At 71.9% G+C, this 17,432-nt stretch carries 19 protein-coding genes; 2 read left to right on the top strand and 17 right to left on the bottom strand.

Annotated features, from left to right (window positions below; all coding sequences use genetic code 11):
- The first annotated feature begins 34 nt into the window (after positions 1-34).
- Positions 35-478 carry an RrF2 family transcriptional regulator gene (locus ACFWQG_RS02290; RefSeq protein WP_378505931.1) on the top strand — a complete coding sequence of 148 codons (444 nt, stop codon included), beginning with the start codon at positions 35-37 and terminating at the stop codon, positions 476-478.
- 6 nt (positions 479-484) lie between these two features.
- On the opposite strand, the gene ACFWQG_RS02285 is transcribed toward ACFWQG_RS02290, so the two are convergent.
- The 10 genes from ACFWQG_RS02285 to ACFWQG_RS02240 form a co-directional block, all read right to left on the bottom strand.
- On the bottom strand, positions 485-1,054 hold the full coding sequence (locus ACFWQG_RS02285) for a potassium channel family protein (protein ID WP_378505930.1): 570 nt from the start codon (positions 1,052-1,054) through the stop codon (positions 485-487).
- Positions 1,044-2,096, bottom strand: a complete 1,053-nt coding sequence (gene tsaD / locus ACFWQG_RS02280) for a tRNA (adenosine(37)-N6)-threonylcarbamoyltransferase complex transferase subunit TsaD (RefSeq protein WP_378505929.1) — start codon at positions 2,094-2,096, stop codon at positions 1,044-1,046. Before tsaD ends, ACFWQG_RS02285 begins: the two co-directional genes overlap by 11 nt.
- Positions 2,093-2,581 carry a ribosomal protein S18-alanine N-acetyltransferase gene (gene rimI / locus ACFWQG_RS02275; protein WP_378505928.1) on the bottom strand — a complete coding sequence of 163 codons (489 nt, stop codon included), beginning with the start codon at positions 2,579-2,581 and terminating at the stop codon, positions 2,093-2,095. The genes tsaD and rimI overlap by 4 nt, the downstream gene beginning before the upstream one ends.
- Positions 2,578-3,228: a tRNA (adenosine(37)-N6)-threonylcarbamoyltransferase complex dimerization subunit type 1 TsaB gene (gene tsaB, locus ACFWQG_RS02270; RefSeq protein WP_378505927.1), complete on the bottom strand. Its 651-nt coding sequence runs from the start codon at positions 3,226-3,228 to the stop codon at positions 2,578-2,580. The genes rimI and tsaB overlap by 4 nt, the downstream gene beginning before the upstream one ends.
- A 22-nt stretch (positions 3,229-3,250) precedes the next feature.
- The gene (gene tsaE / locus ACFWQG_RS02265; RefSeq protein ID WP_378505926.1) at positions 3,251-3,730 is read right to left on the bottom strand and encodes a tRNA (adenosine(37)-N6)-threonylcarbamoyltransferase complex ATPase subunit type 1 TsaE; all 480 of its coding nucleotides are present in this window, start codon (positions 3,728-3,730) and stop codon (positions 3,251-3,253) included.
- Positions 3,723-4,796: an alpha/beta fold hydrolase gene (locus tag ACFWQG_RS02260; protein WP_378506056.1), complete on the bottom strand. Its 1,074-nt coding sequence runs from the start codon at positions 4,794-4,796 to the stop codon at positions 3,723-3,725. The genes tsaE and ACFWQG_RS02260 overlap by 8 nt, the downstream gene beginning before the upstream one ends.
- A complete protein-coding gene (gene alr, locus ACFWQG_RS02255) occupies positions 4,796-6,016 on the bottom strand; it encodes an alanine racemase (protein WP_378505925.1) in 1,221 nt (406 codons plus the stop codon). The genes ACFWQG_RS02260 and alr overlap by 1 nt, the downstream gene beginning before the upstream one ends.
- Before the next feature lie 60 nt (positions 6,017-6,076).
- The gene (locus tag ACFWQG_RS02250; protein WP_378505924.1) at positions 6,077-7,516 is read right to left on the bottom strand and encodes an NAD(P)H-hydrate dehydratase; all 1,440 of its coding nucleotides are present in this window, start codon (positions 7,514-7,516) and stop codon (positions 6,077-6,079) included.
- A gap of 82 nt (positions 7,517-7,598) precedes the next feature.
- The gene (glmS, locus tag ACFWQG_RS02245) at positions 7,599-9,461 is read right to left on the bottom strand and encodes a glutamine--fructose-6-phosphate transaminase (isomerizing) (RefSeq protein ID WP_378505923.1); all 1,863 of its coding nucleotides are present in this window, start codon (positions 9,459-9,461) and stop codon (positions 7,599-7,601) included.
- 34 nt (positions 9,462-9,495) lie between these two features.
- Positions 9,496-10,590, bottom strand: a complete 1,095-nt coding sequence (locus ACFWQG_RS02240; protein ID WP_378505922.1) for an alpha/beta fold hydrolase — start codon at positions 10,588-10,590, stop codon at positions 9,496-9,498.
- A 93-nt stretch (positions 10,591-10,683) separates the two neighbouring features.
- Between ACFWQG_RS02240 and ACFWQG_RS02235 the strand changes: the two genes are divergently transcribed.
- Positions 10,684-11,514, top strand: coding sequence for a hypothetical protein (locus tag ACFWQG_RS02235; protein WP_378505921.1), 831 nt, complete (start codon positions 10,684-10,686; stop codon positions 11,512-11,514).
- A gap of 124 nt (positions 11,515-11,638) precedes the next feature.
- Here the strand turns inward: ACFWQG_RS02235 and ACFWQG_RS02230 are convergent, their stop codons facing one another.
- From ACFWQG_RS02230 to ACFWQG_RS02200, 7 genes are all read right to left on the bottom strand, one after another.
- Complete coding sequence (locus ACFWQG_RS02230; protein WP_378505920.1) at positions 11,639-12,385, bottom strand: hypothetical protein; 747 nt, start codon at positions 12,383-12,385, stop codon at positions 11,639-11,641.
- Positions 12,382-12,639 (bottom strand): hypothetical protein, encoded by a 258-nt coding sequence (locus tag ACFWQG_RS02225; RefSeq protein WP_378505919.1) that lies wholly within the window; start codon positions 12,637-12,639, stop codon positions 12,382-12,384. The genes ACFWQG_RS02230 and ACFWQG_RS02225 overlap by 4 nt, the downstream gene beginning before the upstream one ends.
- Positions 12,640-12,750: 111 nt before the next feature.
- A complete protein-coding gene (gene glmM / locus ACFWQG_RS02220; protein ID WP_378505918.1) occupies positions 12,751-14,091 on the bottom strand; it encodes a phosphoglucosamine mutase in 1,341 nt (446 codons plus the stop codon).
- A gap of 142 nt (positions 14,092-14,233) precedes the next feature.
- Positions 14,234-14,752: a 30S ribosomal protein S9 gene (gene rpsI / locus ACFWQG_RS02215; RefSeq protein ID WP_378505917.1), complete on the bottom strand. Its 519-nt coding sequence runs from the start codon at positions 14,750-14,752 to the stop codon at positions 14,234-14,236.
- Entirely contained in the window at positions 14,749-15,192 is a 444-nt protein-coding gene (gene rplM, locus ACFWQG_RS02210) for a 50S ribosomal protein L13 (RefSeq protein ID WP_378505916.1), read from the bottom strand. Before rplM ends, rpsI begins: the two co-directional genes overlap by 4 nt.
- A 198-nt stretch (positions 15,193-15,390) precedes the next feature.
- Entirely contained in the window at positions 15,391-15,606 is a 216-nt protein-coding gene (locus ACFWQG_RS02205) for a hypothetical protein (RefSeq protein ID WP_378505915.1), read from the bottom strand.
- Between the two features lie 133 nt (positions 15,607-15,739).
- A complete protein-coding gene (locus tag ACFWQG_RS02200; protein ID WP_378505914.1) occupies positions 15,740-17,335 on the bottom strand; it encodes a GMC oxidoreductase in 1,596 nt (531 codons plus the stop codon).
- Between the last annotated feature and the right edge of the window lie 97 nt (positions 17,336-17,432).

Genomic DNA, 17,432 nt, shown 5'->3' with positions numbered 1-17,432 from the left:
GAATACGAAATGCAAGTAATATACCGTCGCTCACGTGCAGCTAACCAAGTTCACGGACCTCGGGCTGCGCGTGATGATGCGCCTGGCCGTCGCCCCCGGAGGCGGTGGACTCACGACCGGCCAGGTCGCGGAAGAGATGGCGATTCCCTACACGCACACCACGAAGGTGGTGCTGCGGCTGAAGGAACTCGGCATGGTCGAAGCCCGCCGCGGTCGGGGCGGCGGGCTCTCGATCACCGAACGGGCCCGCGGCACCTCCGTCGGCTGGCTCACCCGCCGCCTCGAGGGCGACGACGAGGTGGTCGCCTGCGACGGCGCCACCCCCTGCCCCCTGCGGCACGGCTGCCGGTTGCGGGGCGCACTGCGCCGAGCGCAGGACGCCTTCTACACCGCCCTCGACGACATCACGATCGACGACCTCGTCCGCGAACCCGACACCCGGGTCCTGCTCACCCTCTCCGTCCCGCGATCGGAGTAGGGCAGGTCAGGCCGCGTCCCTGCGGCGGCGCCCCGCACGGACGGCAGCGGTGATCACCCGGAGCCCGATCGCGAGCAGCACCAGATTCCCGACGATCTGCACCGACACCACGGCCCTCGCCGTCTCGGTCTCGGCGACGATGTCCCCGAAGCCCACCGTCGAGAAGCAGACGAGGGTGAAGTACAGCGCATCCAGCTTGGACAGCGGCTCGCTGAAGCTGTCGACCGCCGCCTGCGACAGCAGGTGGTAGACGGTGGCGTACGCCAGTAGGTAGGTGGGCACCGAGACCGCGAGCGCCTCGATCGACTGCACCCCCGGATAGCGGGCGGTGACGATCCTGCGGATCTGCCAGCCGAAGACCACGGTCACCACCAGCAGGCCGATCACCAGCCCGGCCACCGCGGACAGCGATGCGAGATCGTGCATCGGCACCAGGAAGTACACGACGACCAGCAGTGTCGCGGTGAGCACCGGACGGAGCACCGCCCGGCGGATCAGCGTGCGCTGCGCCGACCTCGAGAGCGCGGCGAAACCCGCTCCGCCGCCGGGAACGTCACCGTTCCCGTCAGCGGACATCGCCCGCGACCGAGGACTGGCTGACGGTGACGGACAGGCCGGGGTCGGTCGCGACGGTCAGCGGCGACGGCGCAGCGCCACCGGCGATGACGTGGGCACCGAGTGCGGCGATCATCACGCCATTGTCGGTGCACAGCCGAGGCTTCGGGATCCGAAGCGTCAATCCGGCCGCCGCGCAGCGTTCCTCGGCGAGCGACCGGATCCGCGAGTTGGCGGTGGCACCGCCGCCGAGAACCAGGGTGTCCACCCCAACATCGGTCGCGGCGCGCACCGCCTTCATCGTCAGCACGTCGGCGACGGCCTCCTGAAACGAGGCGGCGACGTCCGGGATGGACACCGGCTCACCGGCCCGCTCCTTCGACTCCACGTAGCGGGCGACCGCCGTTTTGAGCCCGGAGAACGAGAAGTCGTGCCGCGCGTCTCGCGCCCCGGTCATGCCGCGCGGGAAGGCGATTGCGTTCGGGTCACCGTCGCGGGCCGCGGCGTCGAGCGCGGGCCCGCCGGGGAAGCCGAGGCCGAGCAGTCGCGCCACCTTGTCGAACGCCTCGCCGGCCGCGTCGTCGACCGTCGTGCCGAGCTCCTCGATCGGCCGGGCGAGGTCCCGCACGTGCAGCAGGTGGGTGTGCCCGCCGGAGACGAGCAGCGCCACGCACGGCGGCATCGGTCCGTGTTCGAGGGTGTCGACGGCGACGTGACCGCCGAGATGGTTGAGCGCGTAGAACGGCACATCCCAGGCGGCGGCGTAGGCCTTCGCGGCGGCAGCACCGACGAGCAGCGCCCCGGCCAGTCCGGGACCGATCGTGACGGCCAGCGCGTCCGGCTTCGCGATCCCGGCCTGCGCGAGGGCGCGCCGCATCGTCGGGACGATCGCCTCGAGGTGGGCGCGGGAGGCGACCTCCGGGACGACCCCGCCGTAGCGGGCGTGCTGATCGACGCTGGACGCGACCTCGTCCGCGAGCAGTTCGCAGGTGCCGTCCGCCCGCCACCGAACGATGCCGACTCCCGTTTCGTCGCAGGAGCTTTCGATTCCCATCACGATCACGACTGCGACTCCTCCTGCTCGATCAACACCCCGGGGCGACGCATCGTGTACGCATCGGCGCCGCTGGGCTGGTAGTAGTTTCGGCGGGTTCCCACGATCTCGAATCCCTCGCGCCGGTAGAGGGCGATGGCCGCCTCGTTGTCGGTGCGGACCTCAAGGAAGACCGGGGCTCCGTGCCGGTCGGCGAGCCCGAGCAGTTCGTCGAGGAGCAACGCTCCCAGACCCCGCCGACGGTGCTCGGGGTCGACACCGATGGTGTGCACCTCGGCCTCGATGTCGGGCGCGTTGCCCAGCAACGCGACTCCGGCGTACCCGAGCACCCGGCCGCTGTCGCTGCGGACGACGACGTAGTGGTTGTGCGGGTGCGCGAGCTCGGCGCGGAACGCGTCCGCACTCCAGGGCCCGTCCCCGGCGAACAGCAGCGTCTCCAGTTCCGCGCAGCGCTGCGCGTCGGCAGGCCGCATCGCGGTGAGCGCGTCGCTCATTTCTTCCGGTCCGCCATCTCGACGGCATCCGGACGTCGAAGATACAGCGGCACAAGAGGTTCCGGATCCACCGCGGCCATCAGCGCGGCCGCGGCCACCGCAACCAGCCCGGCGGGCGACGGGGTCGCCACCGCAACGACCGGCAGATCGAACAGCTCCGCGTGCACCGCCGACCCCGCGACCACCACCGACGGCTGCGGTTCGAGGTCCGCCGGCCGGTTCACTGCGGGGCCCTCGACGCGGCGCCCGCCCTGGTACCGCGCCCAGTACACCTCCCGGCGGCGGGCATCGGTGACCACCAACAGATCCCGCTGATCCTCGGCGGCCGCGTCGGCGGCGATCGCGTCGAGGCTGCACACCCCGTGCACGGGGATCCCGAGCGCGTCACCGAACGCCGCACCGGTCGCCATCCCGACCCGCAGACCGGTGAAGGGTCCCGGGCCGACCCCGACCACGACGGCGTCCAGGTCGGCGGGCCCGTGCCCCGACTCGGCAAGGCACGCCAGGATGTGCGGCGTGAGCACCTCCGCGTGGGCACGCGGATTGACGGTGATCCGGTGGGCCAGGGCGCGGGGAGCGTCGCCGTCGAGGCGAACCACCCCCGCGGTCACGGCCGGGGTGGCGGTATCGACAGCGAGAACGAGCACGGCTATCGAGGATACCCGCCGGTCACGAAACCCATCCCCACCGCGCGGTGCGGACGTCGGACTCCGGCTCACGCCGCAGCCGCACCAGCAGATGCCGGTCGGTCAGATGCTCGACGATTCCCTCGCCCCACTCGACCACCACCACCGCGCCCGCGAGGTCGGTGTCCAGGTCGAGGGCGTCGAGTTCGTCGAACGTGGCGGACCGTTCGGCGCCGAGGCCGAGCCGGTACGCATCGACGTGCACCATCGCGACGGCCACGCCGCCGTCGGGCCTGCTGCCCGCGCGGTGCTCGCGGGCGATGATGAAGGTCGGGGAACTGACCCGGCCCTGCACGCCGAGACCCGCCGCGATGCCCCGCGCCAGCGCCGTCTTCCCCGCCCCGAGCGGCCCGTCCAGCACCACCAGGTCACCGGCGCCGAGTTCGACGGCCAGCCTCCGCCCGAACGCCTCGGTGTCCGCCACCGTCGGGAGGTGGATCACCGCCTGCTCGTGGTCAGCCACCAATGCTCTCCTTCGTTTCCAGGTCGTGTTCGGCGACCGCCCGGGTCACCAACCGGTCGATCGCGTCGGTCACCCGGATCGGGAACTCCAGTTGGACCAGGTGGCCGGCCGAGACCACCCGCACCAGCTCACAGTTCGGCAGTTCGTCGGCCATCGCCTGCGACTGGGCGAACGGGATCACCATGTCCGTGTCACCGCACAGCACCAGTGCTGGCAGACCGGCGATCACCGGCAGCGCCTCCGATTCGTCGTGCAGTTCCAGCGATTTGAGGAAGTTGACGATCGTCGTCACCGACGTCTCGTTCAGCATGCGCTCCGAGAACCGGGTCAGCGACGGGCTCACCTCGGTGCCGTACGACGACGCCCGCAGGATCGGGGAGATAATCGCGCGGGCGGCACCGCGCCCCACCTGGACGACACCCGGCGCGGTCCGCACCGCGAACCGGAACGCGTCGATCACCGGGTTCTGCAGGTTCCGGCTCAGGCCGGTCCGGTTCAGGCCCGCCGCCGCGGTCGCGAGCAGCCCAACCCCGATCACGTGCTCCCCGAACAATTCCGGCATCTGACGCGCCAGCGACAGGATCGTCATGCCGCCCATCGAATGGCCGACCAGCACTACCGGCCCGGTCGGTGCGACGGCCCGCAGCACCGCGTGCAGGTCGCGACCGAGCTGACCGATTGTGCACGACTCCGCGGTCGGGGTGCCGGAGCGGCCGTGACCGCGCTGGTCGTAGAACACCATCCGCACCGAGTCACCCCAGCGCTTCCGCAACTGCCGCCGTTGGAAATGCCAGGAGTCCATCCGCAGGCAGTATCCGTGCACGAACACCACGGTCAGCGGCGCGTCCACCGGGCCGACCTCCCGGATCGCGAGGGCGACGCCGTCATCGGCGACAACCAGGCTGCCGCGGTCGCTGTCGAGCAGCCCGAAGTCCTCGTCGGCGTGCCGGTCCCGACGGCGCCTGCTCGGCTCGGTCCGCTGCTGCGCCGCCCGCACCCCGGCCAGCGCCCCGACCGCGGCAGCGACCCCGGCACCGCCGATCGCACCGCGGCGACCGAACGGCATCACCCGCGAGTCCGGTCGCCGCCGATGTAGGTGCGCACCACCCGGCCGCGGACACCGGTCACCACCTCGTAGTGGATGGTGTCGAGGCGGTCGGCCCAGTCCTGCGCGACCGGCTCGCCATCGGCCCCGCTGCCGAAGAGGATCGCGGTGTCCCCCTCCGCGACGGAACCGGGGTCGGGCCCGAGGTCGACGACGACCTGATCCATGCACACCCGCCCGATCTGAGGGAACCGTCGGTCCCCGATCTGGACCTCGAACCGTCCGCCGAGCGCCCGCGGAACACCGTCCGCGTAGCCGACCGGCAGCAGTGCGACGGTGGTGTCGTGCGGCGCGATCCAGGTGTGCCCGTAGGACACCCCGCCGCCCGCCGCAACCTTCTTGACCAGGGCGACCCTGGCGCGCAGCGTCATCGCCGGGCGCAGCCCGAAGCCGCCGAGTTCCGGGACCGGCGACAACCCGTACAGCGCGATACCGGGCCGAACCATGTCGAACCGCAGGTCGGGCCGGGTCAGCGTCGCCGCGGAGTTCGCCAGGTGCACCCGGTCCGGAGCCAGCCCGAGCCGCGTCGCCCGCTCGACCGCGTCGCGCAGCACCAGCGACTGCTCGTCGATGACCGGGTGATGGGGCTGGTCGGCGTGTGCGAGGTGGGAGAACACTCCCCCGAGCCGCACCGCGCCCTCCGCCGTGGCCCGCGCGAGTCCGTCGAGCAGGTCGTCGAGTTCGGTCGGCGAGACGCCGTTGCGGTTCAACCCGGTGTCCACCTTCACCGACACCGCCGCGGTGGCCCCGACCTGGCGTGCCGCGGCGACCACCGCGGCGAGGTGGCGGGGCGAGGACACGGCGAGTTCGACGTCGGCGGCGATCGCGGCGCGGAAGTCGGTGTCCGCGGTGTGCAGCCACGACAGCACCGGAGCGGTGATCCCGGCGGCGCGCAGGGCGAGCGCCTCCCCGACGGTGGTGACGCCCAGGTCGGAGGCGCCCGCGTCGAGCGCTGCTCGGGCGACGGCAACGGCCCCGTGGTTGTAGGCGTCGGCCTTGACCACCGCCATCACGGCGCCGTCCCCCGCGTGTTCCTTGAGCACCCTCGTGTTGTGCGCGATCGCGTCGAGGTCGATCAGCGCCTCCGCCTGGGGTGCCGGTGCCTGCGGCGCGGGTCCGGACAAATCGGCGCCCGCCGGGGGGACGGGCGCCGTACGGTCACTGTTCGCGGTGATGGTCATGATCCCCCAATCCTGCCACCACCTGCCCTTATGCCCAATGACCCCGCTCACTCGGTGCGGTCAGGACCCGGCGTCCGATGCGGCCCGCAGAATCCGGATCGCGGATCTGACCTGCGTCAACAGAGCACCCGCTGAGATCGGTGCCGCCGTCGCCGACCCCGCACCCGCCGCGAGTGCCGCCGCAAGCGAGTGTGCCCGCGCACCCATCGCCGCGGCGCCGGACGGGTCGAGGCCGGTGGACAGCAGGGCGCCGATCAGCCCGGCCAGCACGTCCCCGGATCCGGCGGTCGCCGCTGCGGACCCGCCCGCGTCGTTGACCAGCACCGCGCCCCCGGGTTCCGCGATCACCGTCGCGCGCCCCTTGAGCAGCACCGTCACCCCCCACCGGTCGGCGAGGTCGCGGGCACACCCGACCCGGTCGTCGCCGGGATCCACGCCGGTGAGCCGCGCGAACTCCCCGGCGTGCGGTGTCAGCAGGGTGGGGGCCGACCGGCCAGCGAGCAGTCCGGGATCCGCGGCGAGAACGGTCAGCCCGTCCGCGTCGATCAGTACCGGCAGGTCCGACTCGACCGCGCCCCGCACCACGGCCGTTGCGGAGGGACCGGTCCCGATCCCCGGCCCGACCACCCAGGCCTGCACCCTGCCCGCCGTGTCCAGCCGATCCGCGGCGACCACCTCTGGCCACGCCGAAATCACCTGTGGTGCCGCGGATCCCACGTAGCGCACCATGCCGGAGGTTGCCGCGACCGCGCCCCCACAGGACAGCACGGCGGCACCCGGGTAGCGCTCGCCGCCCGCGACGACCCCGACGACGCCCTGGCTGTATTTGTCGTCCGCCGCGCCGGGCAGCGGCCACCGAGCCCCCACCTCGGCTGGCGTCAGCGCGCGGATTCCGGCCGCCATCGGAGCCAATCCGATGTCGACCAGCTCCACCCGCCCGCACCGGGCGGCGGCAAGCCCGTGCACCGGCTTCAACGCTCCGAACGCGACGGTCACCGACGCCGTCACCGCGGGCCCGGCCACCGCCCCGGTGTCCGGGTCCACGCCGCTGGGCAGGTCCACCGCAATAATCGGCGCGGTGATCGACGCGACCACCGACGCCGCGGCGGGGCGCAGCGGCCCGCGTCCGGAGATCCCGACGATCCCGTCGAGCACCAGGTCCGGATCGCCGAGGTCCGCGCCGATCCGGCCGCCCGCCGCGCGCAGTGCCGCGAGCCCCGGACCGTGCACCCGCGCGGGGTCGAGCAGCACCGCTCGCACCGCGACTCCCCGCCGCCGCAGCAGCGCACCCGCGAACAGCGCGTCCCCGCCGTTGTCCCCGGACCCGACGAGCAGCGTCACCGATCGCCCCGCGACACCCCCGGCGCGTGCCCGCAGTTCGGCGGCCGCGACACCGGCGAGCCCGTGCGCGGCGCGGCGCATCAGCGTGCCCTCGGGCAGCGCCGACAGCAGCGGCGCCTCGGCGGCCCTGACCTGCTCGGCGGTGTGAAATTCGCGCACCGAACCCCCCTCCGGCACTCCGTGCCTGTGAGTCTTTTTGGCCCCGGTCGGGGCCAAAAAGACTCACAGGCGGCGGAGCCGCCTACTCGACGGTGACGGACTTTGCGAGGTTGCGGGGCTTGTCGACGTCGTAGCCGCGGGCGCGGGCGACCTCCGCCGCGAACACCTGCAGCGGGATCGTCGACAGCAGCGGCTGCAGCAGGGTCGGCGAGGCGGGAATCTCGATCAGGTGATCGGCGTGCGGCCGCACCATCTCGTCGCCCTCCTCGGCGATGACGATCGTGCGCGCGCCGCGGGCCTTGATCTCCTGAATGTTGGAGACCAGCTTCGAGTGCAGCACGGCGCGCCCCTTCGGGGACGGCATCACCACGATGACCGGCAGGCCCTCCTCGATCAGCGCGATCGGACCGTGCTTGAGCTCACCGGCGGCGAAGCCCTCGGCGTGCATGTATGCGAGCTCCTTGAGCTTGAGTGCACCCTCAAGCGCGACCGGGTAGCCCACGTGTCTGCCGAGGAACAGCACCGTCGATGCGTCCGCGAGCTCCCTCGCCAGCGCGCGCACCGGCTCGATCGTCTCGAGCACCCGCGTCACCAGCGCAGGCATCGACTCGAGCTCGGCGTACTCGCGCGCCACCTCATCCGGGTACTTGGTGCCGCGCGCCTGCGCGAGCGCGAGACCGACCAGATAGTTGGCCGTCACCTGGGCGAGGAACGCCTTCGTCGACGCGACGGCGATCTCCGGACCGGCCCGGGTGTAGAGGACGGCGTCGGCCTCACGGGGAATCTGGGCACCGTTGGTGTTGCAGATCGCCAGCACCCGGGCCTTCTGATCCTTGGCGTGCTTCACGGCCTCGAGGGTGTCGGCGGTCTCCCCCGACTGCGACACCGCGACGACGAGCGTCGACCGGTCCAGCACCGGGTCCCGGTACCGGAACTCGCTGGCGAGCTCGACCTCGACGGGCAGCCGGGTCCAGTGCTCGATCGCGTACTTGGCGAGCAGGCCGGAGTGGTAGGCGCTGCCGCAGGCGACGACGAAGACCTTGTCCACGTCCCGCAGTTCCTGATCGGACAGCCGCTGCTCGTCGAGGACGATCTTGCCGTCCTCGAAGTGCCCGAGCAGCGTGTCCGCGACGGCGGCGGGCTGCTCGGCGATCTCCTTGAGCATGAAGTAGTCGTGGCCGCCCTTCTCGGCGGCCTCGAGGTCCCAGTCGATCCGGAACGGACGCCCGGTGGCCTCGTTGCCGGCGAAGTCGGTGATCCGGTAGCCGTCGGCGGTGATCACCACGACCTGGTCCTGGCCGAGTTCGATCGCGTCGCGGGTGTGCTCGATGAACGCGGCGACGTCGGAGCCGACGAACATTTCGCCGTCACCGACACCGACGACCAGCGGCGTCGACCGGCGGGCCGCGATGATGGTGTCGGCGTGATCGGCGTGCGTGAAGACCAGCGTGAACGCGCCCTCGAGCCTGCGCAGCACCTGGTGTGCGCTTGCCACGAAGTCGCCTGCGGTCTCGCCCTCGGCGTAGGCCCGCGCGACGAGGTGCACGGCCACCTCGGAGTCGGTGTCGCTCTGCAGCTCGATCCCGGCGGCCTCCAGCTCCTGACGGAGCGGGGTGAAGTTCTCGATGATGCCGTTGTGCACGACGGCCAGCTTGCCGTCCGCGTCCCGGTGCGGGTGGGCGTTGCGGTCGGTGGGGCGGCCGTGCGTTGCCCACCGCGTATGCCCGATTCCGGTGCTGCCCGCGAAGCGGTCGGCGCCGACCTCCGCCAGCTCGGCCGTCAGATTGGCAAGCTTGCCCGCCTTGCGTTCGACCGCAAGCCCACCCGCTCCGTCCAGGACCGCGATCCCGGCGGAGTCGTAGCCGCGGTATTCCATTCGGCGCAGCGCCTCCACCACGACGCCAAGGGCAGGGCGGTGGCCGACGTATCCCACGATTCCGCACATGGTGCCCAAGCCTACTGGGCGCGCCACCCCCAGGTCAGCGCGGACCCGTGGGATCCGACCCGGCGTCGTCGCAGTCCGCGAGGAACGCGGCGAACGCGGGCCACATGGTGTCCCTGGCGCTGCGTCCGGTGAGCACACCGAGATGCCCGCCGGGGTACACGCCGTACCGCACGGTCGGGGCACCACCGAGCAGGTCGGTCAGGTGCCGAACAGCCTGTTTCGGGGCGAGTCCGTCGCCGCTGCCCGCGACGACCATCACCGGGACGTCGATCGCGTCCAGGTCCACCTGCCTGCCGCCGATCCGCATGTGCCCGGTCGCGAACTCGTTGGACCGCATCACGACGTGGTACAGCTGACCGAAGGTGCGTCCTGGGTAGGCGTACATGCTGTTCATGAACCGGTCGACGGCCTCGATCTGCTCGAGGTGGTCCCGATCGTCGAGGTTGGTGAGCACCGTCCACGGCCTGGTCAGGTACTTGTCCACGCTGGCGACCTTGAACCCGAGACTGGTCAGCGGGGCGGGCACCGTGCCGACGAGCCGGTAGAACGGGGTGACGGTGAGCGGCCCGAACAGCCGGTCCAGCGGGCGCAGCGTCGCGAACAGCGGCACCTGACGCAGGTCGAACGGGCTGGCGATCGGGGTCAGCGACCGCAGCGGCAGTTCCCGGTGCGCTGCGGCGGCGTACACGGCGAAGATCCCGCCGAGCGACCAGCCCGCGAGGTGGACATCCGACCCGCCCGCGTCGGCGCTGACCACCCGGACCGCGTCGGGAACGACGTCGTCGACCCAGTGCTCGAACCCGCGGCTGCGGTCCGCGAAGTTCACCGGACCGTAGTCGACGACGTACACGTCCCTTCCGGTGTCCCGGAGGTACTCGACGAAACTGCAGCCGCGCCGCAGATCGAACGCGATCGAGGTGGCCGCCAGCGGTGTGACGAGCAGCACCGGGGCACCGACCCCGGGGCCGTCGGCGGACCGGAACCGCCGGATTGTCCGGTCCGCGTTCTCGTCCACCACCTCGGAGTCGGTCGGTCGGAGATCCGCGAGGCCCCCGGATCCGATCCGGGCGCGGACGTTCGCCGCCGCCCGCGCCAGATCCCGCGGTACCGGAACCGGAATGCCAAACACCGTGAAAACTCCCTCGCCGTCCTGCCATGCCCGGCCGGGGCGCCGGGCGGCCTTCGAACATCCACCGCCCGTCGATCGGATACGGTCGTGCACGTGGCGCCGACTCCGAAGACCCTGGCCTCTCGTCTATCTAAGCGCGGACCGCACCGGGTGCTGCGCGGCGACCTCGCGTTGGCGGGTCTGCCCGGCGTGGTGTACACCCCGGCCGAGGGCTTCGCGTTGCCTGCCGTGGTGTTCGGCCACGGATGGATGACCGGGGTGGACCGCTATCGGGAGACCCTCACCCACCTGGCGTCGTGGGGCATCGTCGCCGCCGCCCCGGACACCCAGCGGTCCCCGGTGGCCTCCCACCTCGCGCTGGCCGCGGACCTGCGCGGCGCAGCCGACATCTGCACCGGCGTCCGGCTCGGCCAAGGGAAGATCTCGGTCGCCGCCGACCGGGTCGCCTTCGCCGGGCATGCGATGGGTGCCGGCGCGGCGGTGATCGCGGCAGCCGAGCACGGCTCGCCCGCGGTTGCGGCACTCTTCCCCGCACCGACCGCACCGGCGGCGGAGGCGTTCGCGGCCGAGCAGTCGGGGCCCGCGCTGGTCCTCGCCGCGGCCGAGGACCTCGACTCGATGAACTGCAACGCCCGGTCCCTCGCCGCGGCCTGGGGCGGGCAGGCGATCCTGCGGGGAGTGGACAAGGCGTCCGGTGGTGGCCTCGCCGAGGGTCGGGCGCTGTTCGGCGCGCTCGGTCTCGGCCGGTCGCAGCGCGGCACCCAGCGGACCACGCGGGCCCTGCTCACCGGCTATCTGCTGTACCACCTGTCCGGCGACACCGACTACGCGCCGTTCGCGACGCCGGGTGTCGAGATTCCGCACACCACCCTGGTTCCCGACCTGGAGGAACCCGATCACACCAGCCAACTGCTGCGCGGCTGATCTGGAGGTTCATCCGCCGGCGCTGACCGTGGCGACGGCGCCGGATCCCGGTCCGCCCGGTCGGTGAGCGCGCGTTCCGCCCGGTCCACCGCGGCGGTCAGCAGCACGCGCAGGTCGTCAAGGCTCACAGCGGCCCCGCGTCGGCCAGTTCCGCCCCGCTGCGGTCGGCCGCGACCGCGGCGTGGGTCGGCGCCGCCGCACCCGACCGATCCCGCCGCGGCCCGAACGCGAGCGCATCGACGTCACCCGCCGCGACCGGCACCGGCTGCGGCGCGGCAGCGGCCGGCGGAGCAACGGGCGGCGCGGCAGCGGCCGGCGGAGCAACGGGCGGCGGCGCAGCAACGGGCGGCGCGGCAGCGGCCGGCGGAGCAACGGGCGGCGGCGCAGCAACGGGCGGAGCAGCAACGGGCGGCGGAGCAGCGACGTGCGGGGACTCGGCAGCACCGACGCTGGCGAGCGCCAGCTCCACCATCTCGCGCACCCCCTCGACGACGCGGTCGACGACGGTGAACAGCTCGGTCAGGGCGGCGATGGCCACGCAGGGGTGCGCTCCGTCCTCCGGATCGAGGTCGGCGGCCCGTCGCGCGAGGTCCGCCCGTGCCGCGTGCGCCTCCCGGATCAGCTCGGCACCGGCGTCGAGGGTGTCCGCTGCCGCCGCGATGCGCGCGCAGTCCGCCCGTGCCGTGTCGAGGTGACGCCGGAGGACCGTGAGCGCCGCCTCGGCGGCGGGCCCGGTCCAGGTGGCGGTCACCCTGGCGACGGCCTGCTCCTGGGCGAGCAGATGCGCACGCAGAACCGCGGCGGTGGACCGGAGGATCTCCGCGTCGGCGTGCAGGGCATCCGGTTCGAGGTCCCGGTATCGCGGGTTCACCAGTCGAGCCGCCGGAACGCGGCCGCGGCAGCCACCTCCTGCGCGGCATACCGGTCGGCGGTCGATGTCAGCAGCGCCGCCGCGGCGGCGGTCCGTTGCGCCCAGGCCCGCGTCACGCTGGCCTGCCGACCGTCGCCGCAGGCCAGCGCGGTCTCCACCCGCTCGGCGAGCCGGGCGAGCTCCGCTGCCGAATCCGCGAACACGGCCGCCGCCGCGCGCACCGTTGCCTCGTCGAGCGTCAGCTCCCCGTCCACCTGCCCCACCCCGCTGCCGTATCGAGGCCGCGCGCCTGCGCGCCCGACTACACCGTCACGGTGTCAGACGCACGGCAACCGGAACCGGTTCCCCGAGTCCATTGACGGGGCTCAGACGGCGGCGACCCGGTCCGCGAGACCGTCCGCGAGGGCACGCGCCACCTCGATCTCGGTGGCCTCGACCATCACCCGAACCAGCTGCTCGGTGCCGGACGGGCGCAGCAGCACCCGGCCGGTGTCGCCGAGTCGGCGTTCGGCGTCGGCGACCGCCTCGAGCACGGTCGGCGCGACCGCGACGGCGGCCTTGTCGGTGACCTTCACGTTGACCAGGACTTGCGGCAGGATCTGCATCACGGTCGCGAGGTCGGCCAGCGACGACCGGGTTTGCGCCATCCGGCTCATCAGCCGCAGACCGGTCAGGACGCCGTCACCGGTGGTCCCGAACCCGGGCAGCACGACGTGCCCGGACTGCTCGCCGCCGAGGCTGAACCGGCCCGCCCGCAGCTCCTCGAGGACGTAGCGGTCACCGACGGCGGTGGTGCGGACCTCGATGCCCGCCTCCCGCATCGCGATGTGCAGTCCGAGGTTGCTCATCACGGTCGCGACGAGCGTGTTGTCGACGAGCTCCCCCGCCTCGCGCATCGCGACGGCGAGAATCGACATGATCACGTCGCCGTCGATGACGGTGCCGGTCGCGTCGACCGCGAGGCAACGATCCGCGTCGCCGTCGTGGGCGAGGCCGAGGTCGGCGCCGTGCTCGAGCACGGCGGCCTGCAGGTCGGCGAGGTGGGTCGAGCCGCAGCCGTCGTTGATGTTGTATCCGTCTGGGGCGCTGTGGATCTCGATGACGGTGGCGCCCGCGGCGCGGTACGCGGCCGGGCCGACCGCGGATGCGGCGCCGTTCGCGCAGTCCACGACGACGGTGAGGCCGTCGAGGGCGTGTCCGACGGCCCCTGCGAGATGGTCCAGGTACCGCGACGCGGCGTCGCCCGCGGTGACGACCCGACCGATCGCGGCGCCAGTGGGCCGCGGGATCAGGTCATGGTCGGTGAGCGCCGACTCGATACGGTCCTCGGACTCGTCATCAAGCTTGTGACCGCCCGCCGCGAAGATCTTGATGCCGTTGTCGGGCATGGGGTTGTGCGAGGCGGAGATCATCACCCCGAGCGCGGCGCCGTGGACACCGGTGAGGTAGGCGACGGCCGGGGTGGGCAGCACCCCGACGTCGATCACGTCAACACCGGCGGCGCAGAGTCCTGCGGTGACGGCGGCGGCGAGCATCTCACCGCTGGCGCGGGGGTCGCGGCCGACGACCGCGGTCGGCCGGGCGGCGCCCCGCTCGGACAATGCCAGCACCGAGGCCGCCGCCCCGGCGATCCGCAACGCCAGTTCCGCGTCGAGGTCTGCGTTCGCCAGCCCCCGCACCCCGTCCGTACCGAACATCCGACCCATGAATTCAGACCCCTTGCCGTTCGTGCGGATTCCCGCAGGTTGGTGCACTTCTACGCCAAGAGCAGGCGTCCGGTGGTGCTGGACGCCTGCTCTCGGGTGAACAGGTCCCGATGCCCGCCGCGAAGCGGGCATCGGTGCCGCATCAGCGCTTCGAGTACTGCGAAGCCTTGCGGGCCTTCTTCAGGCCGTACTTCTTGCGCTCGACGGCGCGGGCGTCACGGGTGAGGAAGCCTGCGCTCTTGAGCGCGGGGCGATCCTCGGGGGTGACCTCGATCAGGGCGCGGGCGATCGCGAGACGCAGGGCGCCTGCCTGACCGGACGGGCCGCCACCGTGCAGCAGCGCGGTGATGTCGAAGGACTCGGTCCGCTCGACGGTGACCAGCGGAGCCTTGATCAGCTGCTGGTGCACCTTGTTCGGGAAGTAGTCCTCGATGGTGCGGCCGTTGAGCTTGAACTCACCGGTGCCGGGGGTCAGCCGGACGCGGACGACGGCCTCCTTGCGGCGGCCGACGGTCTGGATCGGGCGGTCGATGTAGATCGGGGCCGCCGGGGCGACGGACTCCTCGACCACGTACTCCTCGACGACCTCGGGCTCGGCGGCGAACTCCTCGACGACGACCTCGGCGGTCTCGACCTCGGGGGTCTCGTTCTGCTCGGTCACTGTGCCACCTGCTTGATCTCGAACGGAACCGGCTGCTGCGCGGCGTGGGGGTGATTCGGGCCTGCGTAGACCTTCAGCTTGCCAGCGATGGCGCGGCCCAGCTTGTTCTTCGGGATCATGCCGACGATGGCCTTCTCCACCAGACGATCGGGGTTCTTCTCAAGCACCTCACCGACCGAGCGGGACTTGAGTCCACCCGGGTGGCCGGAGTGGTGGTGCAGGAACTTGTCCGTGCGCTTATTGCCGGAGATGGCGACCTTGTCGGCGTTGATGATGACGACGAAATCGCCGCCGTCAACGTTGGGGGCAAAGGTGGGCTTGTGCTTGCCGCGCAGCAGGGTCGCTGCCTGGACGGCAAGGCGGCCGAGCACCACGTCGGTGGCGTCGATGACGTACCACTGTCGGGTCACGTCACCCGCCTTCGGGGCGTAGGTAGACACAGCTACTTCCTCGTCATGTCGTATAACTGCTGGCCAGCGGGCACGGTCCGGATTCGTTCCCGGCGGCCAGTGGAGACCCAGGAACCCGCGCTACGAACGCACATCGACCACCGGAGTGTCCCGAGTATGCGCGTCGTACCGTACGCCAGCAGATGACCTTACCGCCCAGGTCAGGAGCGGGTCAAAGTGGGGTGGGCCTCACGGCGAGGTGCGGTCGAGGCGACCACGCGCCTCGGCCCGCAGTTTCAACAGGTAGAACCCCGCCAGCGAGGCGACAACGAGCCACAGCACCGCGACCACGACGTCGAGGGTCCAGATGCCGACGGCGGCGCCGACCAGCCCGGCCAGAAACACGCAGGTGCCGACGATCTTTCTGGCCAGGACCTTGTTCGTGGGCGGAGGGACTGCCGTCATCGAGAACACCTACCCGAGCCGAATGTGACGCACGCACGCGCGCGAAGGTCGCCATCACGTTAGCGTCGGTCACGGCTCCGGCGCGGGAGGCGCGCCGTTTCCCGTTCATTCCCGGCGTGTCGGCGGGCAACGGTCAGATGACCACGCCGACGTCGGCGGCCACCAGGTTGTCCATGGCCCGTTCCGCGACCGCCGCGATCGTCATCGATGGATTGCACGCGCCTGCGGTGCCGGGGATCAGGGCGCCGTCGAGTACATACAGGCCCCGCTGCCCGTGGACCCGGCCGTCGAGGTCGCAGACCGGACCCATGTTCGCGCCGCCGAGCGGATGCCAGGTGGACGGGAACAGCGCGTTGGTGTCGGTGAGCAGGCTGCCCGGTCCGGCGATCCGGTGCGCGGTCGGGCCGATCGCGCCGTTCTGGATGACGGCGTCGCCCTCCTTCGGCCAGTGCAGCGTCGCCTCGTCCCGCACCGAGTCGTAGGTGAACCGGCCGCGCCCCTCGCTGACCCCGAACCCGACCATCATCGTGCTGCGCACGTCCATCGCGACCGACGGGATCGACGCCTGAACGACGGTATGCGCGCGGGCGGGGTCGCCCCAGTTGAGGCTGCCGTAGACGACCGGACCGCCCTGCGCGGTGCCGAACTCCCGTTCCGGGTTGGTCCACACGTAGATCCGGTCGGCGTTGGTGCCCCAGCCTGCTCCGAGGTCGTCCGGCAGGTCGGGGATGCCTCCGGTGGCCGCGGCCCGCACCAGCAGCTTGGTGGTGTTCAGGCTGCCCGCCGCCATGATCACGGCGTCGGCGGTCAGGATCTTGTTCTCGAGAACCGTTCCTGCGGTATCGATCCGGTTGACGCGGACCCGCCATCGACCGTCCCCGGCGCGCTCGATGGCGGTGACCTCGTGGAGCACCTCGACGGCGACACGACCGGTCGCCTCCGCTGCGGCGAGGTAGGTGACGTCGACGGAGTTCTTGCCGCCGTTGTTGACGCCGAGGGCCCCCGACCCGTCGGTGTACGAGGGCGCCATCTCGCCGCGCAGCTCGGCGAGCGCGAAGCCCCAGTCGATCGGCATCGGGATCTTCGACAGCGGCAATCCGGCCCGGGTGACGTGCTCGGCGAACACGCGGGGTGCGAGGTAGGCGTCGCTGGCGACGAGCTCGTCGGGGGCGGTCGCGAGGCGGAGCATCGCCGCAACCCGCGGATAGTGCACCCGGTTCATCAGCCGCCAGTCGAGCTCGTTCGGGAAGAACCGGTTGAACACGGCCTCGGACGGCTGCAGCGACATCCCCTGGTAGACCAGCGATCCGCCGCCGACACCTGCCGCGCACAGCGCGGTCATGTTCGCCCCGGCGACCGCCTCGACGAGGCCGGTGTAGGGGTCGAAGACCGCGGGCCTGCCGAACAGCTGCGGGGCCGACCGGTACCAGAGCACCCGCTTGTCGGGGGCCGTGGGATTCGGGAACGTCATGGCGTTCGGGCCGGTGGGCCACCGGATTCCGCGCTCGAGCACCAGCACCGGCACGCCGGCCTCGGCAAGGCGAAGCGCGGCAACCCCGCCGCCGAATCCGGAGCCGATCACCACGGCCCGGTGCTCCTCCTTGGTGAGCGGCACCCGGCGTACCTGCGCACCGATTCCGGTCTCTGCGCGCGCTGTCGTTGCGGCGGCGAACGCCAATCCCGTTGCGGCCGTTGCGGAAAGGAAGGAACGACGAGTGAACCCGGACACAGAGCTACCCCCAGCTGCGAACGACGAGTGACCGCCCGATGTCGTCGGTCCGCGTTCCGCAGCCACCCACCGGGACGGCTCAAACTAGACAGTTCTC

Origin of the sequence: Rhodococcus sp. NPDC058532, from assembly GCF_042719255.1 — a bacterium.
In the GTDB taxonomy this organism is placed as follows: Bacteria; Actinomycetota; Actinomycetes; order Mycobacteriales; family Mycobacteriaceae; genus Rhodococcus_G.
The sequence above is the reverse complement of the archived record's forward strand: the minus strand, read 5'-3'. Positions and strand labels throughout refer to the sequence as shown.

What these genes read in the sequence shown, in the direction of transcription:
- glmM (WP_378505918.1), bottom strand. Translation starts at nt 14,091, where the DNA reads ATGGGTCGGATGTTCGGTACGGACGGGGTGCGGGGGCTGGCGAACGCA.
- ACFWQG_RS02205 (WP_378505915.1), bottom strand. Translation starts at nt 15,606, where the DNA reads ATGACGGCAGTCCCTCCGCCCACGAACAAGGTCCTGGCCAGAAAGATC.
- ACFWQG_RS02260 (WP_378506056.1), bottom strand. Translation starts at nt 4,796, where the DNA reads ATGCCGTTCGGTCGCCGCGGTGCGATCGGCGGTGCCGGGGTCGCTGCC.
- ACFWQG_RS02285 (WP_378505930.1), bottom strand. Translation starts at nt 1,054, where the DNA reads ATGTCCGCTGACGGGAACGGTGACGTTCCCGGCGGCGGAGCGGGTTTC.
- alr (WP_378505925.1), bottom strand. Translation starts at nt 6,016, where the DNA reads ATGACCATCACCGCGAACAGTGACCGTACGGCGCCCGTCCCCCCGGCG.
- rimI (WP_378505928.1), bottom strand. Translation starts at nt 2,581, where the DNA reads ATGAGCGACGCGCTCACCGCGATGCGGCCTGCCGACGCGCAGCGCTGC.
- glmS (WP_378505923.1), bottom strand. Translation starts at nt 9,461, where the DNA reads ATGTGCGGAATCGTGGGATACGTCGGCCACCGCCCTGCCCTTGGCGTC.